This window comes from Tessaracoccus sp. MC1627 (genome assembly GCF_014164725.1).
Classification (GTDB): domain Bacteria; phylum Actinomycetota; class Actinomycetes; order Propionibacteriales; family Propionibacteriaceae; genus Arachnia.
This window is the reverse complement of record NZ_JACJGA010000001.1, coordinates 917,860-943,059: the sequence shown is the minus strand read 5'-3', so window position 1 is coordinate 943,059 and position 25,200 is coordinate 917,860. Positions and strand designations below refer to the sequence as shown.

21 protein-coding genes and 1 tRNA gene are annotated in these 25,200 nt (G+C 67.7%); 5 read left to right on the top strand and 17 right to left on the bottom strand.

All coding sequences use genetic code 11. The features are described 5' to 3' along the window. Positions 1-2 precede the first annotated feature (2 nt). The 7 genes from H5399_RS04275 to H5399_RS04245 all read right to left on the bottom strand — a co-directional run bounded on the left by H5399_RS04275 (position 3) and on the right by H5399_RS04245 (position 7,587). Complete coding sequence (locus tag H5399_RS04275) at positions 3-1,418, bottom strand: MFS transporter (protein WP_182781746.1); 1,416 nt, start codon at positions 1,416-1,418, stop codon at positions 3-5. Positions 1,419-1,748: 330 nt separating this feature from the next. Further along, on the bottom strand, positions 1,749-2,984 hold the full coding sequence (locus H5399_RS04270; protein WP_182781745.1) for a hypothetical protein: 1,236 nt from the start codon (positions 2,982-2,984) through the stop codon (positions 1,749-1,751). 82 nt (positions 2,985-3,066) lie between these two features. Then, positions 3,067-3,819, bottom strand: a complete 753-nt coding sequence (locus H5399_RS04265) for a hypothetical protein (protein ID WP_182781744.1) — start codon at positions 3,817-3,819, stop codon at positions 3,067-3,069. Positions 3,820-3,997: 178 nt separating this feature from the next. Beyond that, positions 3,998-5,470 (bottom strand): HEPN domain-containing protein, encoded by a 1,473-nt coding sequence (locus H5399_RS04260; protein ID WP_182781743.1) that lies wholly within the window; start codon positions 5,468-5,470, stop codon positions 3,998-4,000. A gap of 122 nt (positions 5,471-5,592) precedes the next feature. Beyond that, positions 5,593-6,702, bottom strand: coding sequence for an endonuclease NucS domain-containing protein (locus H5399_RS04255; RefSeq protein ID WP_182781742.1), 1,110 nt, complete (start codon positions 6,700-6,702; stop codon positions 5,593-5,595). Between the two features lie 91 nt (positions 6,703-6,793). Further along, on the bottom strand, positions 6,794-7,114 hold the full coding sequence (locus tag H5399_RS04250; RefSeq protein ID WP_182781741.1) for a transcriptional regulator: 321 nt from the start codon (positions 7,112-7,114) through the stop codon (positions 6,794-6,796). After that, entirely contained in the window at positions 7,111-7,587 is a 477-nt protein-coding gene (locus H5399_RS04245; protein WP_182781740.1) for a hypothetical protein, read from the bottom strand. Before H5399_RS04245 ends, H5399_RS04250 begins: the two co-directional genes overlap by 4 nt. A 490-nt stretch (positions 7,588-8,077) precedes the next feature. Here H5399_RS04245 and H5399_RS04240 point away from each other — a divergent pair, with 490 nt between their 5' ends. The 4 genes from H5399_RS04240 (at position 8,078) to H5399_RS04225 (ending at position 9,510) form a co-directional block, all read left to right on the top strand. After that, positions 8,078-8,323: a hypothetical protein gene (locus tag H5399_RS04240; RefSeq protein WP_182781739.1), complete on the top strand. Its 246-nt coding sequence runs from the start codon at positions 8,078-8,080 to the stop codon at positions 8,321-8,323. A gap of 246 nt (positions 8,324-8,569) precedes the next feature. Continuing rightward, complete coding sequence (locus tag H5399_RS04235) at positions 8,570-8,833, top strand: type II toxin-antitoxin system Phd/YefM family antitoxin (protein WP_197971681.1); 264 nt, start codon at positions 8,570-8,572, stop codon at positions 8,831-8,833. Then, the gene (locus H5399_RS04230; RefSeq protein ID WP_182781738.1) at positions 8,830-9,093 is read left to right on the top strand and encodes a type II toxin-antitoxin system RelE/ParE family toxin; all 264 of its coding nucleotides are present in this window, start codon (positions 8,830-8,832) and stop codon (positions 9,091-9,093) included. The genes H5399_RS04235 and H5399_RS04230 overlap by 4 nt, the downstream gene beginning before the upstream one ends. Before the next feature lie 341 nt (positions 9,094-9,434). After that, positions 9,435-9,510: transfer RNA gene (locus H5399_RS04225), tRNA-Arg, on the top strand. 66 nt (positions 9,511-9,576) lie between these two features. On the opposite strand, the gene H5399_RS04220 is transcribed toward H5399_RS04225, so the two are convergent. From H5399_RS04220 to H5399_RS04180, 9 genes are all read right to left on the bottom strand, one after another. Further along, complete coding sequence (locus H5399_RS04220) at positions 9,577-10,668, bottom strand: calcium/sodium antiporter (RefSeq protein WP_182781737.1); 1,092 nt, start codon at positions 10,666-10,668, stop codon at positions 9,577-9,579. 18 nt (positions 10,669-10,686) lie between these two features. Beyond that, the gene (locus H5399_RS04215) at positions 10,687-11,700 is read right to left on the bottom strand and encodes a dihydroorotate dehydrogenase-like protein (protein WP_182781736.1); all 1,014 of its coding nucleotides are present in this window, start codon (positions 11,698-11,700) and stop codon (positions 10,687-10,689) included. After that, a complete protein-coding gene (gene nifJ / locus H5399_RS04210; protein ID WP_182781735.1) occupies positions 11,700-15,272 on the bottom strand; it encodes a pyruvate:ferredoxin (flavodoxin) oxidoreductase in 3,573 nt (1,190 codons plus the stop codon). The genes H5399_RS04215 and nifJ overlap by 1 nt, the downstream gene beginning before the upstream one ends. Continuing rightward, entirely contained in the window at positions 15,269-16,906 is a 1,638-nt protein-coding gene (locus H5399_RS04205) for an NAD(P)-binding protein (protein ID WP_182781734.1), read from the bottom strand. The genes nifJ and H5399_RS04205 overlap by 4 nt, the downstream gene beginning before the upstream one ends. A gap of 121 nt (positions 16,907-17,027) precedes the next feature. Then, a complete protein-coding gene (trxA, locus tag H5399_RS04200) occupies positions 17,028-17,387 on the bottom strand; it encodes a thioredoxin (protein ID WP_182781733.1) in 360 nt (119 codons plus the stop codon). A 121-nt stretch (positions 17,388-17,508) separates the two neighbouring features. Further along, positions 17,509-18,264: a class I SAM-dependent methyltransferase gene (locus tag H5399_RS04195; RefSeq protein ID WP_182781732.1), complete on the bottom strand. Its 756-nt coding sequence runs from the start codon at positions 18,262-18,264 to the stop codon at positions 17,509-17,511. Continuing rightward, complete coding sequence (locus tag H5399_RS18340; protein ID WP_182781731.1) at positions 18,257-18,946, bottom strand: metal-dependent transcriptional regulator; 690 nt, start codon at positions 18,944-18,946, stop codon at positions 18,257-18,259. The genes H5399_RS04195 and H5399_RS18340 overlap by 8 nt, the downstream gene beginning before the upstream one ends. A 50-nt stretch (positions 18,947-18,996) precedes the next feature. Next, complete coding sequence (locus H5399_RS04185; RefSeq protein ID WP_182781730.1) at positions 18,997-20,130, bottom strand: N-acetylglucosamine-6-phosphate deacetylase; 1,134 nt, start codon at positions 20,128-20,130, stop codon at positions 18,997-18,999. 12 nt (positions 20,131-20,142) lie between these two features. Next, a complete protein-coding gene (locus H5399_RS04180; protein ID WP_182781729.1) occupies positions 20,143-21,123 on the bottom strand; it encodes a hypothetical protein in 981 nt (326 codons plus the stop codon). Between the two features lie 36 nt (positions 21,124-21,159). Between H5399_RS04180 and H5399_RS04175 the strand changes: the two genes are divergently transcribed. After that, positions 21,160-21,780: a hypothetical protein gene (locus H5399_RS04175; protein ID WP_182781728.1), complete on the top strand. Its 621-nt coding sequence runs from the start codon at positions 21,160-21,162 to the stop codon at positions 21,778-21,780. Between the two features lie 9 nt (positions 21,781-21,789). Here the strand turns inward: H5399_RS04175 and H5399_RS04170 are convergent, their stop codons facing one another. Next, on the bottom strand, positions 21,790-25,191 hold the full coding sequence (locus H5399_RS04170) for a pyruvate carboxylase (protein WP_182781727.1): 3,402 nt from the start codon (positions 25,189-25,191) through the stop codon (positions 21,790-21,792). Positions 25,192-25,200: the final 9 nt, after the last annotated feature.

The following is a 25,200-nucleotide window of genomic DNA, read 5'->3' as shown; positions in this document are numbered from 1 at the left end:
GGTCAGACCTTCAGCGCGGCCATGCGTGAGCCGCGGCGCAGGTAGGTGAACCAGGTGACACCCAGCATGAGGAGGTAGGCGCCCACCATGGTCCAGAGGGCCGCCTGCAGGTCCCCGGTCAGGGTCCTGGAGAGGGCGAATCCCTGCGGGATGAGGAAGCCGCCGAAGGCGCCGATCGCGCCGGCGATGCCGATGCAGCCGGCGGCCGCGCGGCCCGCCGCCATCAAGGATCCGGTGCCGCTGTCGCGGACGGTGCCGGCGAAGACCGCCGGGATCATCCGGTAGACGGAGCCGTTTCCGATGCCGGTGAAGACGAACAGCCAGAGGAAGGAGATGAAGAAGATCTCGAACGATTCGAGCCGAAGCCCGATGATCGCACCGACCGCCCCCACCGCCATCGCGACGAAGGATGCGCAGGTCACCAGGGCGCCGCCCACCCGGTCTGCGAGGAATCCGCCGAAGGGGCGCGAGACCGAGCCCACCAGCGCGCCCATGAAGGCGAGCGAGAGGGTCACCGCCGGGAAGAGGTTCTTCAGCAGCGTCGGGAAGGTGGCGGAGTAGCCGATGAACGAGCCGAAGGTGCCGATGTAGATGAACGACAGGATCCAGGTGTGCGGGTTGCGCAGCGCGGCCGCGTAGGCGCGTGGGTCGGACTTGGCGTTGGACAGGTTGTCCATCCCGCGCCAGGCCAGCACTGCCGCCAGGAGTGCGAGCGGGATAAACATCAAGCCTGCCCGGTCCAGGCTGACCCCGGCCCCGATGGTGATGACGATCGGGACCGCGAGCTGCACGGCGGCGGTGCCGAGGTTTCCACCGGCGGCGTTGAGGCCGAGGGCGGCGCCCTTCTCCTTGGCGGGGAAGAAGAAGGAGATGTTGGCCATCGACGAGGCGAAGTTGCCGCCGCCGAATCCCGCGAGGGCCGCGATCCCCATCAGCGCCATGAATGGCAGCTCGGGGTGGTTGACGGCCCACGCCAGCGCCCCAGCCGGGAGGAGGAGCAGCAGGGCGGAGACCACGGTCCAGTTGCGGCCGCCGAAGCGGGGCACGGCGAACGTGTAGGGAAGGCGGAGCGTGGCGCCGACAAGGGCCGGCGTCGAGACCAGCCAGAACATTTCGTTGATGCTGAGGTTGAAGCCCACGCCGTTGAGCTGCGGGACGACGATGCTCCACAGCGCCCAGACGGCGAAGCCGAGAAACTCGGCGAAGACAGACAGCGTGAGGTTGCGGCGCGCGATGGGCCGGCCCACACTCCCCCACTGCTCCGGGTTCTCCGGGTCCCAGCCGTCGATCCAGCGACCGGCACGGTGCGTGAGGCCTCCAGCGGCGGGAAGCGCCCGGGCGGCGACCTGGTCAGCCGTCAGGGTGTCGTCGACGATCCCCTCCGGCTCGTTCGACGGATGTGTCTGGGTGGTAGTCATGGTCGCTCCTTCGGCTCTTTCTCGGTCACGGGATACCTGAGCGACGCTGCTCCCCACAGAAACTACGTAGAGGATGTGACGGGCGATGAGCCGCCCGGTAACGGGCCTGTGACCTCTTCCTCACGCGGATTCCCCGCCGAGCGTGAGGAGAACGCGGGGCCGATCAGGCCGAGAGCCCGCGTCAGGCGGCCCTTCTTCAAACTTCACTCTCATGCCGATCTGCGGGTGTTCCCTCATAAGGTCTTGCCGGATCGACTCTGCCGATGGTCGCGCGTTCCGCGATCCGGGTCGTGCCACCTCTCATCAAGTCTGATGAGAGGTCCCTCTGATTTACGCGCTTGGCGGGTGTGATGACCTCTCTGACTCTGCCCGGGCGCCGTCCCGGCGAAGCCTCGTGACCAGGTCCTCGAGTGTCGTGAAGACGGTTTCTTTTCGGCCTAGTGTTCGCTGTGCCTCGCGAAGTTGTGTTCCGGTATGCGTCTCCGCGCACACATAGTCGGCGTACGCGGCAGCGCTGGAGAGATGAAACATGTCAATCAGGTCATTGCGACGCCACTTGTTCTGGCGGTCTATGAATCGGCGTATGAAGAGCTCAGATTGCAGTCCAACCATGGGTGATGCCTTGAGCATCTGGACCAATCGCTGATCGCTGAACATCGGGAAGTCCGAAGATTGCGCCAATCTCTGGTGCGCGGCCGTGTAGAAGCCGATGTTCTCGTTCCAGTAGCGGCGCCTAGCAAGCCGACGGCGTTGGTCCTTCGAGACCTTCTCCTCGTCCAGCTGAGATGTTATGCGCGAGTGGTGTTCAATCCACTTAGTCAGCGGGTGTTTGGGAGTCCGCTCTGGATTGATAAGCGTTTCCAGGACGACATTTGGCATGGTGAGCATGGCCATGAGCTTGTCGACGTCACCCATCTCCTCATTGATTCCCAAGGCCGTATCGGAGCCGAAGAGGGCGCCAGGCTCTGTCACGATGGGACGAAGTACGGGCGCGCCCTCTGTGAGCCCGAGGTGATCACGGATCGTCATCTCAACCTCGTGTCTCCAGAGGTCGAGCGGGTTCCGAATCTGCCACCCACGGGCTAGATACGCCATGGCCACTCCGACTTCGTAGCGCCGTTCGCTATGTAGGCCGGCTGTCTCCAGCATGTGCCCCATCGACAACGGCAGGACGATGCCACCGTCGGTAGCCAGTTGAATCAGGTCGTGCGCAGCACGGCGCTCGTTGGGGTCCGCCACTTGATGCGGGTTGTGCAGCACGTCGGCGACGGTCCGCCACCGATTCTGATCCAAGTAGACGGATGGTCGACCGTATAGCGGTGGCGGAGAATTCGGATTGAACCCTTCTGTGATGATGAGGTCGCCCCTGGTAGTAGCCGAAAGGATAGACCATTCTTCCCAGCCGAAGGTGGAAGTGGCGATTTGGGAGGCCCGTCCTCGGAATCTGGGCTCCAACACGTCTTCCAGGATCTGGCCATCCTGGCGAATGATCTTGATCAACCCCTTCTGGAAATCCACGTGCCAGTATTTGTATTGGTCAGCCGAGAGCACCCGCGGTTCGTCCACGCAAGGAGGCTACCTGCCGAGCCGACATGATCACCGTCCACCGACCAGATGACACCGCTTCGGGAGAAGCCGTGGCCGAGGTCTACGGGGCATCCGTCCCCTCGTCATCCTTGGAGTCAGAACCCTCTTGCCCCTCGGGACCCCTCTGAAGCTCAGGAAGCCAAGTGCGCCTCGTCGCATCCCAGTCGAGCACAGGTCGCTCCTCCGGCGGCGTGCTCGCCACAGCCTGTACCGCATCCGAGAAGGCGGCTAGGGCGGCCTTAGCAACGGCGGGATCGCTGGTCTGGATGACGGCCTTCACATCGCCGCCTCGCACGGAAGTCGCGAGTTCCAACTGCACCAAGGCCTCTGGAGAGCTCTTCGACCTGTGACGGAATAGGTAGCGCAGCCCGTCGTAGATGGCGCTGGCGGCGAGGCCTGGTCCCAAGGCTACGACGGTGCTGTAGGCGATATCGAGGATGATCCGCGCCTCATCAGGTCCAGCGAACTGCAACAGTCGAAAACCGTGCGTTCGGCCGAGCGTGCACATCTGCTCGCACGCCCGCGCGATGACCTCGTCGCTGAAGACGGCAGCATCTGCACGCAACTCTAGGGTCCCCCGTCCGGGATTCGGCCCTTCGACGCTTCCAATCAGTTCCGACGTCGCGAAAGACATGCCGCGCATGCCTTCCATCAGGCCCAGGTCATCAGGGTGAACAAGGCAAGTGAACCGGACGGCCTGTTCGCCATCGGGTAGGACTTCAACAGCGGCCGACAACTGCCGTGTCCGGAGTCTGCGGCGCGGATCATGCTGTGCCAACATCGGAATCTGCCCCGCGTTCAACGCATCCGCCATGTGTTGGAGAGCCTGAGGCTCTAGGCGGACGCCACCATACTTTGCCACCGAGTGTGACGTCGCGATGGTTCCTTCAAACTCACGCCATCCGCGGGGGTCGCTTGCCCCGTCAGTTCCGCTCATGTGAACAAAGGATGCCACCCGGTGCCCGACATGATGCCGCACATCCGCACATTGCTCAGCGCGTACTGTTCTGAGGCGGCTCGTGCTGCATGCGCGAGTAGAGGTCCAGTGCTCTCCCGAGGATCCGTTTGTCGATCTCGGCCGGTGTCAACGTCGGATTCTCGATCCGGGTCGCCAGCAACAGCCTCAACACCAAGTGCGCGACGTGTTCGGTCCGGTACGTCTCGTCGCCTAGTGAGACCGTGGCCGTCTTGGCACTGCCGCGGCCATGAACGACGCTTGATCTGTGCGCGTACACCGTCTTCATAGGCGCCAAGAACTTTGAGGGGTCCGGGGTCCCATGTTCGGCCAACAGTCCCACGGAGCGCAGTGCGATCTTGTAGGTCGTGTCGCCCTGCGAGTCTGACAGGAGGGCCTCGAGGCCAACACACAGGTCGACGATGCGGTCCGCCTCGGTTCCTCGTCGTTCCGCCCAGAGGAGGCGGGTTGCAGCAAGCGCGACATCTTTGTGGCGGGAGAGTGCGTGGTACGTCCGCCGCAGTGTCTCGATTTCGTCGGCGGTGAGTGTCACGCTCGGTTCGGAGGCTGGCTTCAAGCGGATTGACTTGCGATCTCGAACGAGTGCGCCGGTGATCACCACCGGGAGGTCTGCCACGTACCCAGGCGACCATCCCACCGGCCTTATGATGGCTTGGACGTATCCGGAGGGCTCGTGGGTCACGACCGCGAGGGCTTCCAGGAACCGCTCCGCGATAAGGATCGACTCGGGCGGGTTCGTCGGGCTGAACCATTGGAGCCCGTGAGTGTTCGGCATTCTCCATCCGGAGACGACGAGGGCATGCGTCGCCATCGCCACGTACGCGGCTTGGTCGCCGAGGTGTTGGCCCGGCCAGCGAGCGAGTTGTTCCTTGTCGCTCAGGCGTACCAAGCGAGACTGGTCATCAAGGAGCACTTCGTCACACTCGAAGTCGATTCCAAGGATGGGCACCCACAGGTCGACTGCGAGTTCTTCATTCAGCCACCATGCTTCCATCTCTCCGAAGAGTCGCTCGAGGACTTCTTGGTCGAGTTCCCAGCCGGCTGTATTGATGTGGCGGTCTGCTATTTCGAGGGGGAGGTCGGCGACCCCAATGGCTCGTATGTACTCTCGCCCCTCGTCATCACCGAAGTCATCGGGAACCATCCATGAGCTCAATCGGTGGTGATCAGCGACGAAATCTAAGAGTTCCTGCATCCCGTCGATGTCCGAGAAGGTCATGGCCGCGCCGTGGCTGGTCGATGGCCCGATCGCAGACTTATAGGATAGCGGGACGTCCTTCGAAGACGACCATTCGACCTTTCCGTATGTGCCGTGTTCATCGGTGTCGCGGACCGGGTAGGTGTGCTTGTCGAACTTGTGGCCGTCTTCGTAGAGGGCCTTAATCTTCCCAATGCATTCAGCTACGGCATGGAAGGTGAGGGTACGAAGCTGTTCCCGCTCGACCTCCAGGAGTCGGAGTTGTGGTTTCGCGTCGTCGTCGGAAGGCATGCGGCCAGTCTGCCGCAGGCGCGGCGTGGGTCGAGCCCAGACTGCCACGGCGCTGATCGCCGCCGCTGGCCGGTTCCGGACGCCAGACTCTGCCGCGGGTTGCCTTGCCGCAGCTGCGGGAGCTACTCATCGACGTCGTCGTGATCCTTGAGGCGGAAGTGTGAGCTCAGCCGATCCAGCGTGAACTCCTGGCGGAGCTTGCAGGCGCTGTTCTGGTTGGCGAACATGCCCTTCTCCCAGAAAGCCTCAGAGGCAGGCACAGCATCGGCCCAGCGCACAGGGATCACCCACTCGGCAATGTCATCGCCCTCAGGTCCAGTCGCTGTCGCGTGGTGGTAGTTTCCGGCAAGCGGCTGCTTCGCCAGCGCGACCCACTGGCCTTCGACCTCGACATGGGCATCGTCGAAGCGGCGGGCCTCGCCCAGGGTGATGCCGACGGCCACGTATCCGCGCTTCGGGATGTGCACATTGACCCGAGCACCTACAGGAACAGTTCGCAACGTCCGTGAGTACCAGGGGTCTCCACCTGCGGACACGAAGCCGTACTTCAGGCCGTCGATCCAGGAACGCCCACCCACCTCATCACCAAACGAGATAAACCAATCGCGCTGGTTCCACTCTGCTCGCTTGCCCGAGCGCCGCTTCGAAGCGCCGATGGTTGCTCCACTGTCGTCGATTGTGGCGAGCCAAGAGCGGGCCAAATAGCGACGACCTTCGTCTTCGAGGAAGGAGAAGAAGACGGCGTTGATGGGCACGCCGAAGGCACGCAGGTAGGACACGATCCGCTCGGAGCTCGAGTCCAGCTCGGTGGCCACGACGGTCAGACGCAGGTCCGCGTTGAGTTCGTCCGGCGGTGTCTCACCGAAGATCTCCTCGAAGGCCGCCTCGAAGGGCTGATCGAGGTGGGCGTTGGCGATGCCGAGCACCTCGTCGCGCGTCAGAGTCGAGACCCAGGATCCATAGTCCAGCGCTTGGGCAACCACGTCGCGTGGTGTCTTGTCACGCTTAAGTTCGAGGACGTTGAGGTTGCCCTCGGCATCCATTGCTAGAAGGTCGATGTACTTGCCGTAAGGGGTTCGCACCTGACGGCCAATCACCAGGAGCGGCTCACCCAGCAGCGACGGGTCGCGCTCCAAGAACTCCTCCAGGGTCGCCTCCGACGGGAGGGTGCTCGCACCCAACCTCCGTGGCGTATCCCCATCGATGCGCCACATCCCCATCTCAACCGGCATGGGGACAGTCTGCCGGACAAATGGCAACGCGGGGTCCGACACAGCCCGGAGAAGTCCCGCTTGCCATCCGCTCATGCCGCGACCCGGTGGCCTATTCGTGAGACGGTCCCTCGGTTTCGGTGAGTTGCCGGAGCGCTTGGACGTGGCCGAGGTAGGCGGTGCGTCCTGCGGGGGTGAGTTGGATCCAGGTTCGTGGTCTGCCGAAGGGTTGGGGGCGTTTTTCGAGGGTGAGGTAGTTGGCTTGGGCGAGCAGTTTGAGTTGCTTGGAGAGTAGTGACGTCGAGATCTCGAGGGCGTCTTCGAGGGCGCTGAACTCGAGGTCGGTGGCGGTCGCGAGGGCGGCGGTGATCCGGAGCCGGGTTGGGGCGTGGATCAGGTCGTCGAATCTGGGGACGGGGGGTTCCCAGCTCATATGAGGTCGTAGCGGTCGTAGTCCCCGGCGATGAGGCGCCGGATGCGGTAGCGCTCTTCCGAGCGCAGCCAGGCGTATCCGCCCATGGCCGCGATCAGTCCCGCCCCGAGGGAGTACCAGGGTTGCCAGTTGGGTGGTGCTTCGATTTGGCCCAGGACGAACAGCACGGCGTACAGCAGGGCGAACCTGAGCGTGCGAGCACCGATGGCGCGTTGGTCGAGCACCTGCCCTCGTCCGCGGGCCTGCCGGTGCAGGACAACCGCGAACACGAGCGAGCCAACGACCAGGACGACGATCGCGGCCACCCAGTATCCGGCTGTGCCGAGGGCGATGGTGGCGCCCGCTGCGGTGCTGATGCCCGCGTCGATCCACGCGGGCCGCCGGGTGGCCGTCGCGGCGGCGGTGCGTGACGCGGTGATCTGCTCGAGGCTGGCCCGGGCCTCTTCAGGCGTGGGCTGCTCGTGGGCGTCCATGGCCGCCTCTCTGTGAGTTGGTTTACAATGAGGAAAGTATCTAGCGTGGTTGTCGTTGCGTCAACCAACTTGGACGCTGCCACCTGCCGCAGTCGCCAGCCCAAACGCATCCGGACATGCCGCATTCGGTGCTCGCCGGTGGCGATGACGCTGCCTCCATGATCCTCACGCCTCTTGGCCCCTTGATCAGGGTCGGCTCCTCCAGCACTGCATGTTCACATGTGGGACTGACCCGAAGGCACTCTAGGGTTCTGTCATGGAAACACGGTCGACGTCGACGGTTGCAGAGCAAGCCAAGAAACTGGTCCCCTTGGGCGTTGTGGGCGCCTCTTGTGGCGTTGCGGCGATCGCTACATGGGTGGTCAGGACGCTGCTTCAGGGTGGACCCGGCTGGGCTCTGACGGACGCCGTCCTACACGCCGTCTTCTGGATCTTGCTCGCGGGTGCGGCGGTGTTCAGCGCCGGCATCCTCGGATTCTGGCCAGGACCAGTGTCCAGAACACATCGCCGTGGCCTTGTTCTGGGTGGGCTGTTGGGACTCCTGGCCGTGATCGGGACGGCCGTCCCGAACTGGTTCGTCTTCACCACGGCCCCCACACTGTCGCAGCCGTTGCAGTTCCTGTCGTTGGTCTGGGGCGAGACTCTCGATTTCGTCGCGCTGGTGGGCTCCTTTCTGATCGCTGTGTCTGTCATCGGGCTACTGACCCGCGGCGGTTCAGCTCCAGGGGATCACTGACCTCCTGGGTCACCAGTTCAGGCTACGACCCCCCGCTCGACCCTCCCCGAACCTTCCTGGCGCCGCCGTCCAGCGGCGCCGAGCGCGATAGGCGGTTGCCATGCCAAGTGCGGAGTTGCTCGTGCAAACGCACTGATCTGCCGCAGCCAGCGCGTTCGATCCTGCCGAGAGTCGCGCTTTCGGCGCACAGCAACCGCGGGCGCTGAGTTGTACGTTTCAGCCGTTCCAGCGGCTATCATGGGTGGCATGACTGAGATGACTGTGAGCGACGCCCGGGCCCGCCTCGCCGATGTCGTGGACGCGGCCCGCGTGGGGCACGACCCGGTGTACCTGACCCGTCGGGGCCAGCGGGTGGCAGCCGTCATCGACGCCGACGACCTGGACCGGTTGATTGCGGCCGCGGAAGACCTGGCCGATCTCGAGGCTGTCCGTGTGGCACGCACCGAGATGGCCGATGGTGAGTCGGCGATCCCCTGGGAGCAGGTCAAGGCCGACCTCGGCCTGGCATGAGCTACCGGATCGAGGTCGCGCCCGCTGCGGTCCGACAGCTACGCAAGCTGGACCGGGTCGCCCAGCGGCGGGTCCAGGCGGCGATCGAGTTGCTGGCGGGCGAACCGCGCCCGAGCGGTGCCAAGAAGCTGGTTGGCGGCGACGGTGAGTGGCGTGTCCGGACCGGCGACTACAGGATCGTCTACGGGATCCACGACAACGTGCTGCTCGTCCTGGCGGTTGCCGTCGGCCACCGTCGTGACATCTACGAACGTAGATAGCCGGACTTCAGCACGAGGTCTTGTCCCGTCTCGGCCTCCGACCTGACTTCCACAGCGTGGCCCTGATTTAGTGCCCCGCCAAGGAGCCGCAAATGGACCAGGGCCGCTCGCACGTGGATCAGGACAAGCAGCCCTAGCCGGGACTTGACCGCCGAAGCACGTCGTCAGGCTAGCAAGAGTGCATCCGCGGGACGCGGCAGCAGGATCGGCTCAATCTGCGAGGCATGCATGGGGGACGGATGTCGTGTTCGCTCCTCGCCACCAGAAGGGGATGTCCCGGTTCTGCGGTATAGAAGAAGCCCGGTATCCTGTCCGGGTTGACTCCGCCTCAGGGGTCGCGTGGCCCCGTAGCTCAGGGGATAGAGCAGAGGTTTCCTAAACCTTGTGTCGGAAGTTCGAATCTTCCCGGGGTCGCCAGCATCATCCCTGTCCCGTGTGCGGGTCGGTTTCGACGCAGCCGGTGGCGCTACGCCCACGGCTGGCTCAACCAGCGGGAGCTGGTCGGGATCGGCGAAGCTGGACCTCTTCCCACACCGTCACCGCGCCCACCACGAGCAGCAGCGGCAGCACGAACGCCACCATCACCAGCGAGAATTCGCGCAGAGCGTCGTGCTCCGCGGAGGCCAGCACCATGTAACCCAGGTACGCCGCGTACAGGGCGACGAACACGCCGCCCTCGAGCCGCACCACCCGATGCCCCGTGAACGCGACGGTGCCCAGCGCCAACGCGGCCGCGATCATCAGCGGCAGGTCCAGCGCCACGGACGACGGCGGCACCGGCAGTCCACCGGGCGAGAACAGTGCGGGAAGACCCAGGATGAGACCGATGTTGGCGATGTTGCTCCCCACGATGTTGCCCACCGCGATGTCGACCTCGCCGCGGCGCACGGCCGCGACCGTTGCGGCCAGCTCCGGCAGCGACGTCCCCAGGGCCACGATGGTCAGGCCGATAATCAGTTCCGAGACCCCCAGTCCGGAGGCGATGGACACCGCCCCCCGGACCAGCAGCTGTGCGCCGAACACCAGCGCCGCGACCCCCACCGCGACGAACGCCACCGACACCCACACCGGGGAGGGGGCCTCAACCTCCGCGTCGTCGCCGCCGGAGGCTGCCTCCCGGGCCACCGCCCTCCTGCCGAGGATGACGGTGGTCACCATGATGGTGACGAAGGCAGCCATCAGGATCACGCCGTCGATCAGGCCGAGGGAACCGTCGAGGCTGAGCAGCAGCAGCACGAAGGACAGGCCCACCATGGCGGGGAGGTCGAAGCGCAGCAGTTGGCGCTGCACGCTGAGCGCCGCCATCAGCGCGCCGACGCCGAGGATGAGCAGCACGTTGCCGGTGTTGCTGCCGATCACGTTGCCGACGGCCAGTTCCGGGGCGCCCGCCAGCACCGAGTCGACGGTGACCGCCAGCTCGGGCGCCGACGTCGCGACTGAGACCACGGTGAGACCGACCACCAGCGGCGACATTCCCAGGCGCCTGGCCAGCGACCCCGCTCCCCTGACCATCAGTTCGCCGCCGAGGACGAGCAGCACGAGACCGCCGAGGATGAGGAGGACGTCTGTCAGCACGCCCCTATCGTAGGGACGTCAGCGCAGCGAACCGTAGGTGTGCTGCGCCTTCTGCAGCGCCGACACGTAGCCCTCGCGCTCGTAGGCGTCCGGCGCGGCCTCCGCGGGCACCGCCAGGAGCCCGCGGGCCTTGGACAGCTTCAGGCCCTTAGCGGTCAGCCACTGGCCGAGGCCGTCGACGAGCACCTGCGCATAGGCAGGCCCGCGTCGGATGAGCGACGAGGTGGTCATCACGACGTCCGCGCCGGCGAGAATGTACTTGACCACGTCGTCGGCGGTGTCCACGCCGGTGGTGGCGGCCAGCGAGGCCTCCACCGTGCCGTGCAGCACCGAGATCCACGTGCGCGGCAGCCGCGCCTCCACCGGGGACGACAGCGTCACCCCGGACTCCACAGTCATGCGGTCCAGGTCGATGTCCGGCTGGAGGAACCGGTTGAACAGAACCAGCCCGTCCGCCCCCGCCGCGTCGAGGCGGACCGCCATGTTGCCCACCGAGGAGAAGTAGGGGCTGAGCTTCACCGCCACGGGAATGCCGACGGCGCCCTTGACCGCGGCGAGGATGGCCAGGTGCCGCTCCTCCACCGAGTGGCCCGACATCATCACGTCGCCGGGCACGAAGTAGATGTTGAGCTCGATGGCGGCGGCTCCGGCCTCCTCCAGCTGGCGCGCCGTCTGCGTCCAGCCGCCCACCGAGGCCCCGTTGAGCGAGGCGATGAGTGGCACGTCGACAGCCTTCGCCGCCTGCTCGACCAGCGTCAGATACGCGTGGCTGGCGTCGTGGGCCGCCCTCGGCACCGTCGGGAAGTAGGACAGCGCCTCCGCGTGTGAGTCCTCGTACATCTCCTCCAGCGCCGCGACCGCCTCAGCCTCGCGGCGCAGCTGCTCCTCGAACAGCGAGTACAGCACGACGGCACCGACGCCGCCGTCGGCCAGCGCCCTCACGCCGGCCACCGTCTGCGACAGCGGCCCCGCGGACGCGACGACCGGGTTGCGCAGGGTGAGCCCCAGGTAGGTGGTGGCGAGATCGTTCATCATCGGTTCCTCGGATCGGCTGCGAACTGGTGAGCGCCCCGGCCGGCGAGCTCTTCGTACTCGGACCACTTGCGGTCCACCTGCTCCTGCGCCAGGGCAAGGAGGCGGTCCGCCTCCACGGGATCCGCCGCGCGAAGCACCTTGTAGCGCAGCTCGGCGGACTGGTACTTCTGCAGCGACATCCGCGGCCGCGGCGAATCCAGCAGGAACGGGTTGCCGCCCGAGTCGCGGATGACGGGGTTGTAGCGCATCAGCGGCCAGTGTCCGGAGTTGACGGCCCGGTACTGCTGCTCGAGGCCCTTGCGGATGTCGTAGCCGTGCGCGATGCAGTGGCTATAGGCGATGATCAGGCTGGGGCCGTCGTAGGCCTCGGCCTCCCTGAACGCCTTGAGCGTCTGCTGCGGGTCCGCGCCCATCGCCACGCGGGCCACGTAGACCGACCCGTAGGCCATCGCCTGCATGGCCAGGTCCTTCTTGTTGGTCAGCTTCCCGCCGGAGGCGAACTTCGCGACGGCGCCCAGCGGCGTGGACTTCGAGGCCTGGCCGCCGGTGTTGGAGTACACCTCGGTGTCCAGGACGAGGATGTTGACGTTGCGGCCGGAGGCGAGGACATGGTCCACGCCACCCGAGCCGATGTCGTAGGCCCACCCGTCGCCGCCGACGATCCACACCGAGCGGCGCATCAGGTGGTCCGCGACGCTGCGCAGGTCTTCCGCGGCGATCCCCTTGAGCCCGACGAGCTTCTCCTTGAGCCGGTTGACCCGGTCCAGCTGCGCGGTCAGTTCGGAGCCCTGGCGTTGGGGCGCGCCCAGGATTCCGTCGACCAGAGCGTCATCGCCGATCTCGTCGCGGAGTTCGGCGAGCCTGGTGCGGGCGAGGTTCTCGTGCAGGTCCGCGGCCAGGCGGATGCCCAGGCCGAACTCGGCGTTGTCCTCGAACAGGGAGTTGGACCAGGCCGGCCCGCGGCCCGCGGCGTTCTTGGCCCAGGGCGTCGTCGGCAGGTTGCCGCCGTAGATCGAGGAGCAGCCGGTGGCGTTGGCGATGGTGGCGCGGTCGCCGAACAGTTGGCTGAGCAGCTTGAGGTAGGGCGTCTCACCGCAGCCGGAGCAGGCGCCCGAGAACTCGAACAGGGGCTCCAGGAACTGGGTGCCGCGGATGGTGCCGAAGTCCACCCGGGAGCGGTCGTTCTGGGGGATGGTCTCGAAGTACTCGACCGCCTCCTTCTCCTTCTCCCGTTCCAGCAGGGGAACCAGGTTGATCGCACGCCGCGACGGCTGGTCCACCGGCTTGACCGGACAGGCCTCCACGCACAGCCCGCAGCCGGTGCAGTCCTCCACGTAGACCTGAAGGGTGTAGCGGGTCTGCGGCAGGCCGGCGGCGTTGAGCGGCGCCGACTGGAACCCCTCCGGCGCGTCGCCGATGGCATCGGCCGGGTAGCTCTTGGCGCGCAACACCGAGTGGGGACAGACGAACGCGCAGTTGCCGCACTGGATGCAGGACTCGGCGTCCCACTCGGCCACGATCTCGGAGATGTTGCGCTTCTCGAACTTGGTGGTGCCCGACGGGTAGGTCCCGTCCACTGGGAGCGAGGAGACCGGCAGGTCGTCGCCGCGACCCGTCAGCATGGTCGCGGTGACGGTGCGCACGAACTTGGGCGCATTGGCGGGCACGGGCGGGATGAACCCGTGATCCGAGGAGGCGAAGTCCGGCACCACCACCTCGTGCAGCTCGGCCAGCGCCGCATCCACGGCCTCGTGGTTCTTACGCACCACCTCGGCGGACTTGCGGGCGTAGGTCTTGGTGATCGCGTCCTTGATCTTGTCGATGGCCTTGTCGCGTGGCAGGACGCCGGAGATGGCGAAGAAGCAGGTCTGCAGGATGGTGTTGGTGCGGCTGCCCAGCCCGGCGGCGCGCGCGACCTTCCCTGCGTCGATGACGTAGACCTTGATCCCCAGCTCGATGATCCTGCGCTGAACGGGGAGGGGCAGCTGATGCCAGGTCCCCTCCGGCCCATAGGGGGCGTTGAGCAGCAGCACGGTGCCGGGCCTGGCGAACTCGAGCACGTCGACCCGCTCCAGGATGGACCAGTGGTGGCAGCCGATGAAGCCCGCCTGGTTGATCAGGTACGGCGCGTGGATGGGGTGAGGCCCGAAGCGCAGGTGCGACACCGTCCGCGACCCCGACTTCTTCGAGTCGTAGACGAAGTAGCCCTGCGCGAAGGTGTCCTCGGAGGAGCCGAGGATCTTGATGGTGTTCTTGTTGGCGCCGACGGTGCCGTCCGAGCCGAGGCCGTAGAAGACGGCGCGCAGGGTCTCGGGGTTCTCCAGGTCCAGCGTCGGGTCGTAGTCCAACGAGAGATGGGTGACGTCGTCGTGGATGCCGACGGTGAACCGCGGCCTGGGCGAATCGAGACCGAGCTCCTCGTAGATCGCCTGCACCATGGCGGGCGTGAACTCCTTCGACGACAGGCCGTAGCGGCCGCCGATGGTGATCGGCAGCTCGTCGCGCAGCCCGCCCGCGACAGCCTCCGCCAACAGCGAGGTGATGTCCAGGAACATCGGCTCGCCGGAGGCGCCCGACTCCTTGGTGCGGTCCAGCACCGCGACCCTCTTCGCGCTGGCCGGCAGTGCGGCCAGGAACGCGTCGGTGGGGAACGGCCGGTAGAGACGGATCTGGATGACGCCGACGCGCCCCCCTGCCTCGTTGATGCGGTCCACGACGGGGGTGACGGCCTCCACGCCGGAGCCCATGATCACCACGACGCGGTCCGCATCCGGCGCGCCGTGATACTCGACGAGCCCATAGCGGCGGCCGGTGAGTTCGGCGAACTTGTCCATCTCGTTGGCGATCACCTTCGGCGCCCACTGGTAGTACAGGTTGGCCGTCTCGCGGGACTGGAAGTAGGTGTCCGGGTTCTGCGCGGTGCCGCGGATGAACGGGTTGGCGGGGCTCAACGCACGGGCGCGGTGCTCCATCACCAGCTCGCGGGGGATGAACTGGCGCAGCTCGTCATCGGTGAGCTTGGTCAGGGTGTTGAGTTCGTGCGAGGTGCGGAACCCGTCGAAGAAGTGCACGATCGGCAGCCGGGTGCGCAGCGTGGCCGAGTGCGCCACCGCGGCCATGTCGTGGGCCTCCTGCACGGAGGCCGAGCTCAGGAGGCACACCCCGGTCTGCCGGACGGCCATCACGTCCTGGTGGTCGCCGAAGATCGACAGGCCCTGCGTGGCCAGGGATCGCGCGGCCACGTGGAACACCGTCGAGGTGAGCTCGCCGGCGATCCGGTACATGTTGGGGATCATCAGGAGCAGGCCCTGCGACGCCGTGAACGTGGTGGACAGCGCACCGCCCTGGAGGGCGCCGTGCATGGCTCCGGCCGCGCCGCCCTCGGACTGCATCTCGATGACGGTGGGAACCTGGCCGTAGATGTTGGCCCGGCCGTGCGCGGACCACTCGTCGGCCAGCTCCGCCATCGTCGACGACGGGGTGATGGGGTAGATCGAGCACAGCTCGCTGACGCGGTAGGCGACGTCGGCCGCTGCCTCGTTGCCGTCAATGATGGCCTTGGTGCTCATCGGGGGCCCTCCTGGATCATCTCGATGGCGTGGACGGGGCACTGCTCGAAGCAGCTGGCACAGCCGGTGCACTTCTCGTAGTCGAAGCGGTACCGGTTGCCCTTGCCGAGCTTGATCACCGCGTCCTCGGGGCAGGCGCCCAGGCAGCCGTCGCATTCGAAACAGTTGCCGCAGCTCAGGCACCGGTCGGCCTCGTAGGCGGCCTCTGCGTCGGTGAGGCCCGCTACCACCTCGCCGAAGCCTTCGAGCCGCTCCTCGATGTCGGTCTCGGCCTGGACACGGCGCTCGTGGTCACCGAAATACCACAGGTTCATCATCGGGAGGGTGACCACCGGGTGCTTCTCCACCGGCACCCATTCCTCCTTGTTGAGCCAGGCGTCGATCCGCCGGGCCGCCTTCTTGCCGTGGCCCACGCCGATGGTGACGGTGCGGTCCGACGGCACGGCGTCGCCGCCGGCGAAGATGCCCGGCACCGCCGTCATCAGGCTGTGCGGGTCCACCTCCACCACGTCGTCGTTGAAGCTCATCCCGGGGATGGCGCGCAGGAAGTGGGTGTCGGCGCGCTGGCCGAGGGCGAGGATGACGGTGTCCGCCTCCAGCTTCTCGAACACCCCGGTGCCGCGGGCCTTGCCGTCCTCGTCGAGCTCCATGATCTCGACGGTGAGGTCCTCGTCGTTCATCGAGGTGATGGTCCGCAGCCAGTTCATCTGCACGCCTTCGGCCTGGGCTCCCTCCAGCTCGTCGGCGTGGGCGGGCATCTGCGCCATGCTGCGTCGATACACCACCACGGATTCCTCGGCGCCGAGCCGGCGCGCAACCCGGGCGGCGTCCATCGCGGTGTTGCCGCCGCCGTAGATCGCCACCTTGCGCCCGATGATGGGGCGCTCGCCGGAGGCGACGTCGCGCAGGAAGCTGACGGCGTCCAGCACACGGGTGGCGTCTGCCGCCGGGATGTCGACTCGCTTGGAGATGTGGGCACCCACTGCCACGAAGACCGCGTCGAACGCGCCATCGCGCTGGGTGGCGAGAAGATCCTTGATGGGGGTGTTCTGCCGGAACACCACGCCGAGCTCCACCAACCGCAGCAGCTCGGCGTCCAGCACGTCGCGCGGAAGCCGGTACTCGGGGATGCCGTAGCGCATCATCCCGCCGGGTTTGTCGCCCGCGTCGAAGATCTCCACGGCGTGGCCGAGCCGGGCAAGGTGGTAGGCGGCGGAGAGGCCGGCCGGGCCGGAGCCCACCACCATCACGCGCCTGCCGGAGCGGCGTCGGGGCTGCGGGACGCGCCAGCCTTTCTCAATCGCCAGGTCTCCGAGATAGCGCTCGACGGAGTGGATGGAGACCGCCTCGTCGAGGTCCTTGCGGTTGCAGTCCGTCTCGCACGGGTGGTAGCAGACGCGGCCGTGGATGGCCGGAAACGGGTTGTCGGCGACGAGCTGACGCCACGCCGCCTCCGCCTCGCCCGCTTTGATCAGCCGCAGCCACTCCTGGATGTTCTCCCCGGCAGGGCAGCCCGCGTTGCACGGCGGAAGCATGTCCAGATAGATCGGCTTCCGTGATCTCACCGGGGCCACCCGCCCCGCTGTGTGACTGAGATCCGGCTGGACTGTCATGTCCCTGCGCTCGGCGGCCATCGTTGCCCCTTTTCGTAGCTACTACCAAGCATCGTAGGGGGGCGGGGTATGCCGGGAGACCTGGGGGCAGACAAAAGGCCCGCTTGTGAAGCGGGCCTTTCGCGTCAGCTGTGGCTCACGCTCACGGCTTGGCTTGCGCCTCCTCGACGAGGGTGTCGATATCCAGGGCCTTGATCTGCTCGATGAGCGAGTCCACCTGCTTGCCGTTGAGCAGGCCGGCCTGGCGGAAGACCAGGTTGCCGCGGCGGAAGGCCATGATGGTGGGAATGGACTGGATCTCCCACGCGGCGGCCACGTCACGGGCGTCCTCGGTGTCCACCTTGGCGAACACAACGTCGTCGTGACGGGCCGAGGCATCCTCATAGATCGGCGCGAAGCGCTTGCACGGGCCGCACCAGTCGGCCCAGAAGTCGATCAGCACGACCTCGTTCTCGCTGACGGTGTCGTTGAAGTTCTCTGCGGTCAGGGCTGTGGTCGCCATGGGCGATCCCCTTTCTTCCTTGTGTCGTTCGTCGCGGGGTACAACACGCGACTGCGGCGCGGTATTCCCGCAGTGGGACACCCCGTGGGGTATGGCCCAGCGTAGCCGACCTTCGGATCGGCTACTTGATGGCGATCAGCCGGCGCATGGGCAGCGGTACCCGGACCGGCCCTGACTGCTCGGCGCGGGCCACGAGGAAGTCGACGGCGGCCATGGTGCGGTTCCGGGTCGTCGCCCCGCGGAGCCCGGCGAAGAGCCGCTCCGCGTCCTCGCGGTTCGCGACCTCCACGTAGTACTTCGCCCGACGGTCCTCGGCCTTGGTGAGGCCGGCGGCGAGGAGCGCGTCGCGCGCCCGGAACTCTGTGATCCCGGGCAGCAGCGGCGCCACCCGAAGGATCTGGGCCAGCCGGGTGACCAGCCGCAGGTCCTGGGTGTTGGCGGGGCGCAGCGACGGCGTCAGCGCGGCGAACACGCCGCCCGGGCGGAGCACCCGCGACACCTCGGACATCAGCCGCGGCCGGTCCGCCACGACGGCGATGCCCAGCGACGAGACCACGGCGTCGAAGCTGTTGTCCGAGAAGGGCAGGTACGACGCGTGGCCCAGCACCAGCGGTCCGCGGTGGCGATGCGCCGCCTCGACCAGTTCCGCCTCCGAGCGGTCCAGCCCGATCACCGTCCGGCCGGGCCGCTGCAGCCGCTCGATCATCGCACCGGCGCCGCAGGCCAGGTCCAGCACCGTCGACGCCGAGGCCGACACCGAGCGCGCCAACCACTCGTAGGGCGTCCGATCACCGCCGTAGGCGCGGCTCAGCACGTCCTCCATGGCGCCCGGGCCGCTCGTCCCGAGCCACCTCAGCTCCTCATGGTCCTCACTCATCGCGACTCACGAACAGCAGCTCGGAGGCGAACAGACCCACGTCCGTGGTGACGCCGTCGATATCCACCCGCACCACGTCCACGTCGCGGTGGGCCAGCAGCGAGACGCCCGGCCTGAACCCGGCGGCGGCGAGCGCGGGCAGCATGCCGTGATCCGCCTGCAGATTCTCGCTCATCCGCTGCAGCACAAAGCGCTGCGGTTGATCTGTGACGAGGTCAGCAAGCGGGTCCGCGTGCTCCCGGAACGGCGTGTGTTCGACGTCCACGCCCAGTTCCTTGAGCCCCGGGATGGGGTTGCCGTAGGGCGAGCGGGTGGGCGAATCCAGGATGGCCACCAGCCGCTTCTCGACGTCGATGGAGATGACGTGCTCCCAGCGGCAGGCCTCGTCGTGCACCTTCTCCCACTCCAGCCCGATCACTTCGGTCAGCAGGCACTCGGCCAGGCGGTGCTTCCGCATCACGTCGCGGGCGAGCGTGGCCCCGGTGCGGGTGAGGCGGATCGTTCGGTCGGTGTCGACGTGCAGGAGGCCGTCGCGCTCCATGCGGGCGACGGTCTGGGACACGGTGGGGCCGGACTGGTGCAGCCGCTCGGCAATCCGGGCGCGGAGGGGCTGCACCCCCTCTTCCAACAGCTCGTAGACGGTGCGGAGATACATCTCCGTGGTGTCGATCAGGTCACTCATGTCCGGTTGCCCCCTTCGCCACCCATCCTAGTGTCGCGGACCCAGCGCGATCAGGGCCGAGGCGGGACCACCCACTCGCCGCGACGCATCACCGCGTGCAGGCGCCCGTCGTCGTCGACGAGGCAGACGTCGGCCCAGCAGCCGGGCGCGAGGCGGCCCACGTCGTCGAGCCGGTGCCAGGCCGCGGGAGTGGTGGCCGCCATCAGTGCCGCGTCGGGGATACTCACCCCCACCTCCTGCACCACGAACTCGAACGCCTTGTCCATGGTCAGGGTGGAGCCGGCGATCGCGCCGGGTGCTCCGTCTGCAGTGACGAGCCGCGCGGTGCCGCCGGAGACCTCCACCTCGAGCTCGCCCAGGATGTAGCGCCCGTCGCCCTTGCCGGTGGCGCTCATGGCGTCGGTGACCAAGGCGACTCGACGGGGCGTGGCGGCGTCGATGCTCATCGCGGCGATCACGGGCTTGTGGTGGACCCCGTCGCAGATCAGCTCCACCATCACGCGCTGGTCGGCCAGAAGGACCGGCACCGGCCCGGGGTCGCGGTGGTGGATCGAGCGCATCGCTGAGAACAGGTGGGTGGCGACGGTGGCGCCCCATTCGATGGACTCCGCGGTCTGGATGTCGTCGGCGTCGGAGTGCCCGAACGCCACCGCCACACCCGCCTCGATGAAGCGACGCGTCGCGACCTCGGCGTGCTCGAGCTCCACGGCGAGGGTGATCATCCGCAGCGCCGGGCCTCCCGCGGAGATAAGCCGCTCGACCGAGGCCGGGTCCGGTACGCGCAGGAGCGCCTCGTCGTGGGCGCCCTTGCGCTCCGTGGCCAGGAAGGGGCCCTCGAGGTGGATGCCCGCGAGATCTCCCGCGTCATACAGGGCGCGGAGCACCGCCAACTGCGCCTCCAGCTTCTCCAACGGCTCGGTGACGGTGCTGGCGAAGATCGTGGTGGTGCCGTGCGTCCTGTGGTACGCGATGGCCTCGAGGTTGCGGGCCGGGTCCGGGTCGCCGAAGCTGACGCCGACGGCGCCGTGGCAGTGGGTGTCGACGAAGCCTGGGACCGCCCACAGCGCGCCCCCTCCCCCGGCCGGCTCAATGGACACGATCCGTCCGCCCTCGATCACGATGGTGGCGTCGTCGATCACCCCTTCCGGAGTGACGGCGTGGGCGACGGTGAGCTGATGGGCCATGGCCTCATCCAATCAGGTGCGGACGAAGAAGGTCACCGCACCCGCGATCAGGGCGACGAGGCCCGCGAGCAGCAGCGCGATCGTCGTGCCGGTGCGGGCCGGGGCCGACTCGGGCCCGGGCTCCTCCGCCTCGGCGCTGGCCGACGGCGACGCGGACGCCGAGGCGTCCGGCGAGGGGGATGCCGATGCCGATGGATCCACCGGGGGCGCGACCGTCGTGGTGACGTCCGACGACGGAACCTCGACCTCGCGGATCAGAGGGTTGCCGCCGACGAAGATCTGGTCATCCGGCCCCACTGCAAGCGACTCGCCCTCAGGGGCCCCGATGATGGTGTCGGTGGCCAACGGCTCCCACGTCAGCGCGTCGATGTACTCAATGCCCACGCCCGTTCGGAGCGCCAGGGTGGTGCCGTCGGAGAGGAACACCCCGTCCGTGACTCCCTCCGGAGCGTCGACGACGCGGGTCAAGGTGTTCATCTCCTGACGCGACGGTTCGAGCTCGGCGCGGTAGATGCCGGGGTCCGCCCCTGCGGTGGCGATGTAGATGCGGCCGCGGCCCGAGATCATCAAGGCCTGCGCGTCGTGCGGTCCGTCCTCGTAGACGAAGTCGTAGGCGAAGTAGGTCAGCCGCGACTCGGTCAGCTCACTGAGCCGGAACACCACCACGAAGTCACGGGACGCGTCCGGATCACCGATGTCGCCCACCCACAACCGGTCTCCCCGCCAGGCGAGCGCCTGGACCGATTCAGGGTCACCCCCGAACGAGATCTCCCTGCCGTCCTCCGCGGACACGACCACCCCGTCGTCGGCCGACGGACCGGCCAGCCACAGCGTCGACGAGCCCGAGCCGTAGGCCATGCCCACCACCGGCGTGGAACCCTCCGGCGGCTCGACGTCCTCGGCCCAGGCAGGCAGGATGGCGCCGATCACCGCGATGAGAACGAGCGCCACCAGGACGCCCGTGACGATGATGCGGCGAGTTCTCGGATTCACTGTGCCGATGGTACGCCCACGGTTACCGTTGGATGCATGCAACAGCTCGTCGCGTGCGCCATCGCCATCGACGATGTGCGCGACATCTTCGGCGCCTCCCCCGCCCTCGCCGAACGGCTTCGGGCCTCGGCGGCCGCTTACTTTGCCCGCCCCGCCCCCGCACACCGCAGCTGGCTGCGTCCCCTCCTTCGCCGCGACCCCTCCATGGCCGTCGATCCCGCCGCGCCCTCGAGCGCGGACGTGGACGCGCTGCTCGACGGCGCCTACATCGCCCCGGACCGGGTGGCCCCGTCGTGGCGGGTGCTGATCGCGTGGCTGGAGGAGTTGGCCGCCGCCACCAGGAGGGTGGTCTGGGACGAGGCCGCCTTCGAGCGCACCGAATGGAACCTCGCCCGGGCCGGGCTCAACAGCGACTACTCGCTGCGCAGCCTCGCGGACCGCGACCTGGGCATCGCCCTGCGCATCCAGCCGGGACAGGTTGCCGGCTACGCCAAGCACGTGCACGCCGTCGAGACACTGGCCGGGTTGCGCGCGGCGTTCGACCACCCCGAGCTGACCGACGAGGACCGGAGGTTCCTCACCCCCCTCATCGAGGTACTCACCGTTGCCTCAGGGCAGCCGCACCTCGACGTGGTGGTGGTGGGAACCACCGCCTAGCCCCGCCGATCACTCGGGATCGATCACCAGCACCAGGTCGCCGCCCTCGAGCTGCGTGGTGCCGGTCAGGACGACTCGCTTGACCACGCCCGCGACGGGGGCGTTGATGGCGGCCTCCATCTTCATGGCCTCGATGGTGGCCACCTGATCCCCCACCGCGACCCTCGCGCCCGCCTCGGCCGTCGGCGTGACGGCACCGCTGAACGGCGCCGCGACATGGCCCTTGTTCTTCGAATCGGCGCGCTCCGCCGTCGCCACCTCGGACTTGATCTTCAGGTCGCGCACCCGCACCGGGCGGATCTGGCCGTTGAGCAGGCACATCACGCTCCGCTTGCCGCGCTTGTCCGGCTCCGAGATCGCCTCGATGCCCACCAGCAGCGTGACGCCCTTCTCCAGCGTGATGGGGTACTCCTTGCCCCGCTCCATGCCGTACAGGTACGGCACGGTGGGCAGCACGGAGATGTCCCCGAAGTCCTCACGCTGCTGCTGGAACTCCTTCGTGGGGCCGGGGAACAGGAGCCGGTTGAGGGTCTCCTGACGGGTGCGGCCGGGCTGGGCGAGGAGGGCGAGGTCGTCGTCGGCCACCTCGGTCACGCGCGCTGGCGTGCGGCGGCCCTCGATGGCCTTGCTCCGGAACGGCTCGGGCCAGCCGCCGGCGGGCTCGCCCAGTTCGCCGTTGAGGAATCCGATCACCGAGTCCGGGATGTCGAAGCGTTGCGGGTCCGCCTCGAATGCGGCGGCCTCCGCGCCCACCGCCACCAGATGCAGGGCGAGGTCTCCCACCACCTTCGACGACGGGGTGACCTTCGTGGGCCGGCCGAGGATCTTGTCGGCCGCCTCGTACATGTCCTCGATGGCCTCGAACTTCTCCCCCAGGCCCAGCGCGATCGCCTGCTGGCGAAGGTTGGACAGCTGCCCCCCGGGGATCTCGTGGCTGTACACGCGGCCCGTCGGGGCGGGAAGCCCGGACTCGAACGGCCGGTACATCTTGCGCACCGCCTCCCAGTACGGCTCCAGGTCCAGCACAGCCTGTGGGTCCAGCTCGGACTGGCGCTCGGTCTGGTCCAGCGCCGCCACCAGTGCGGACATCGGGGGCTGCGACGTCGTCGAGCTCATCGCCGAGTTGGCCACGTCCACCGCGTCGACGCCGGCGTCGATGGCCGCCATCAGCGTGGCGAGCTGGCCGCCGGTGGTGTCGTGGGTGTGCAGGTGGACGGGCAGGTCGAACCGGTCACGCAGCGCTGTGACGAGCCGGCGGGCCGCCTCGGGACGCAGCAGGCCGGCCATGTCCTTGATGGCGATGATGTGCGCGCCGGCGTCGACGATCTGCTCGGCCAGCCGCAGGTAGTAGTCCAGCGTGTAGATCTTCTCGGCCGGGTCCAGGAGGTTGGAGGTGTAGCAGAGCGCCACCTCCGCCACCGACGGGGTGCCCCGCACGGCCTCGATCGCCGGGCGCATCTGCTCGACGTCGTTGAGGGCGTCGAAGATCCGGAAGATGTCCACGCCCGTGGCGGCCGCCTCCGCGACGAAGGCATTGGTCACCTCCGTGGGGTACGGGGTGTAGCCGACGGTGTTGCGGCCGCGCAGCAGCATCTGCAGGTTCTGGTTGGGCATCGCCTCGCGGAGCGTGGCGAGGCGCTCCCACGGATCCTCGCCGAGGAACCGCAGCGCCACATCGTAGGTGGCCCCACCCCAGCACTCCACCGAGAACATCTGCGGCAGCAGACGCGCCTGGGTGGGGGCGACGGCGAGCAGGTCCCGGGTGCGCACCCGGGTGGCCAGCAGCGACTGGTGGGCGTCGCGGTAGGTGGTGTCGGTGATCCGCACGGGCACAGCTTCGCGCAACTCCCGCGCGAAGCCCTCCGCCCCGAGCGCCAGCAACCGCTGGCGGGCGCCGTCGGGCGCGGGCGAGGCGAGGTCTGCCTTGGGCAGCTTCGTCAGGGGTTCGAGCGTGGTCGGCGCTTCACCGTTGGGCCGGTTGACCGTCACCTCGGCGAGGTGCCGCAGCAGCTTCGTGGCCCGGTCCGCGGGAGTGCGCGCGTGGAGGAGATACGGGCGTTGGTCGATGAACGCCGTCGTGACAGCGCCCTCGGCGAAGTCCGGATCGTCCAGGACCGCCCGCAGGAAGGGGATGTTGGTGGCCACGCCACGGACGCGGAACTCCGCCAGCGCCCGACGGGCTCGGGCAACGGCCATCGGGAAGTCGCGGCCTCGGGCGGTGAGCTTGACCAGCAGCGAATCGAAGTGGGGGCTGATCTCGACGCCGGTTCCGGTGGTGCCGCCGTCGAGCCGGATGCCGGCCCCCGAGGCGGAGCGGTAGGCGGTGATGAGGCCGGTATCGGGGCGGAACGAGTTCTGCGGGTCCTCGGTGGTGATCCGGCACTGGAGCGCGGCCCCCCGGATCTGCAGCTCGTCCTGCCGTACGCCGATCTCATCCAGGGACTCGCCGGCGGCGATGCGCATCTGCGCCTGCACCAGATCGACGTCGGTGATTTCCTCGGTGACGGTGTGCTCCACCTGGATGCGCGGGTTCATCTCGATGAACACGTGACGCCCCGCGCGCTCACCCTCGGTCTCGACGAGGAACTCGACGGTGCCGGCGCAGGTGTAGTTGATGGCACGAGCGAACTTCACCGCGTCCGCAGTGAGAGCGTCGCGCAGCTCCTGCGAGATGTGGGGCGCGGGCGCGATCTCGATCACCTTCTGGTGCCGGCGCTGGATGGAGCAGTCCCGCTCGAAGAGGTGCACCACGTTGCCCTGGGTATCTGCCAGGATCTGGACCTCGATGTGTCGCGGTGCCGCGACGGCCTGCTCGATGAAGACGGTGGCGTCTCCGAACGCGGCCTCGGCCTCGCGCATGGCCGCGCCCAGTTCGTCGGCCAGCCTGGAGGGGTCGTCCACGCGGCGCATTCCGCGGCCCCCGCCGCCGGCGACAGCCTTGACGAAGACGGGGAATCCGATCTCCTCGGCGGCCCTGATCAGCTCGTCGGTGTCCGTGGAGGGCGGGCAGGACGCGAGGGTGGGGACGCCCACGCGGCGCGCCTCGGTGATGGCGCGCACCTTGTTGCCGGCCAGCGTCAATACGTCGGCGGAGGGGCCGATGAACGTGATGCCGTTGGCCGCGCAGGCCGAGGCGAGATCCGGGTTCTCCGAGAGGAAGCCGTATCCGGGGTAGATGGCGTCCGAGCCGGACTCCTTGGCCGCGCGGATGATCTCGTCGATGTCCAGGTAGGCGCGGACCGGATGGCCCTCCTCCCCGATGAGGTAGGACTCCTGCGCCTTGATCCGGTGGTCCGCGTTGCGATCCTCGTACGGGAAGACGGCGACGGTGCGGAAGCCGAGTTCGTAGGCCGCGCGGAAGGCGCGGACGGCGATCTCGCCTCGATTGGCTACCAATACCTTCTGGAACATGGGCGACAG

What these genes read in the sequence shown, in the direction of transcription:
- H5399_RS04275 (WP_182781746.1), bottom strand. Translation starts at nt 1,418, where the DNA reads ATGACTACCACCCAGACACATCCGTCGAACGAGCCGGAGGGGATCGTC.
- H5399_RS04265 (WP_182781744.1), bottom strand. Translation starts at nt 3,819, where the DNA reads ATGGCGGATGCGTTGAACGCGGGGCAGATTCCGATGTTGGCACAGCAT.
- H5399_RS04260 (WP_182781743.1), bottom strand. Translation starts at nt 5,470, where the DNA reads ATGCCTTCCGACGACGACGCGAAACCACAACTCCGACTCCTGGAGGTC.
- H5399_RS04255 (WP_182781742.1), bottom strand. Translation starts at nt 6,702, where the DNA reads ATGCCGGTTGAGATGGGGATGTGGCGCATCGATGGGGATACGCCACGG.
- H5399_RS04250 (WP_182781741.1), bottom strand. Translation starts at nt 7,114, where the DNA reads ATGAGCTGGGAACCCCCCGTCCCCAGATTCGACGACCTGATCCACGCC.
- H5399_RS04245 (WP_182781740.1), bottom strand. Translation starts at nt 7,587, where the DNA reads ATGGACGCCCACGAGCAGCCCACGCCTGAAGAGGCCCGGGCCAGCCTC.
- H5399_RS04235 (WP_197971681.1), top strand. Translation starts at nt 8,570, where the DNA reads ATGACTGAGATGACTGTGAGCGACGCCCGGGCCCGCCTCGCCGATGTC.
- H5399_RS04230 (WP_182781738.1), top strand. Translation starts at nt 8,830, where the DNA reads ATGAGCTACCGGATCGAGGTCGCGCCCGCTGCGGTCCGACAGCTACGC.
- H5399_RS04215 (WP_182781736.1), bottom strand. Translation starts at nt 11,700, where the DNA reads ATGAACGATCTCGCCACCACCTACCTGGGGCTCACCCTGCGCAACCCG.
- nifJ (WP_182781735.1), bottom strand. Translation starts at nt 15,272, where the DNA reads ATGAGCACCAAGGCCATCATTGACGGCAACGAGGCAGCGGCCGACGTC.
- H5399_RS04205 (WP_182781734.1), bottom strand. Translation starts at nt 16,906, where the DNA reads ATGGCCGCCGAGCGCAGGGACATGACAGTCCAGCCGGATCTCAGTCAC.
- trxA (WP_182781733.1), bottom strand. Translation starts at nt 17,387, where the DNA reads ATGGCGACCACAGCCCTGACCGCAGAGAACTTCAACGACACCGTCAGC.
- H5399_RS04195 (WP_182781732.1), bottom strand. Translation starts at nt 18,264, where the DNA reads ATGAGTGAGGACCATGAGGAGCTGAGGTGGCTCGGGACGAGCGGCCCG.
- H5399_RS18340 (WP_182781731.1), bottom strand. Translation starts at nt 18,946, where the DNA reads ATGAGTGACCTGATCGACACCACGGAGATGTATCTCCGCACCGTCTAC.
- H5399_RS04185 (WP_182781730.1), bottom strand. Translation starts at nt 20,130, where the DNA reads ATGGCCCATCAGCTCACCGTCGCCCACGCCGTCACTCCGGAAGGGGTG.
- H5399_RS04175 (WP_182781728.1), top strand. Translation starts at nt 21,160, where the DNA reads ATGCAACAGCTCGTCGCGTGCGCCATCGCCATCGACGATGTGCGCGAC.
- H5399_RS04170 (WP_182781727.1), bottom strand. Translation starts at nt 25,191, where the DNA reads ATGTTCCAGAAGGTATTGGTAGCCAATCGAGGCGAGATCGCCGTCCGC.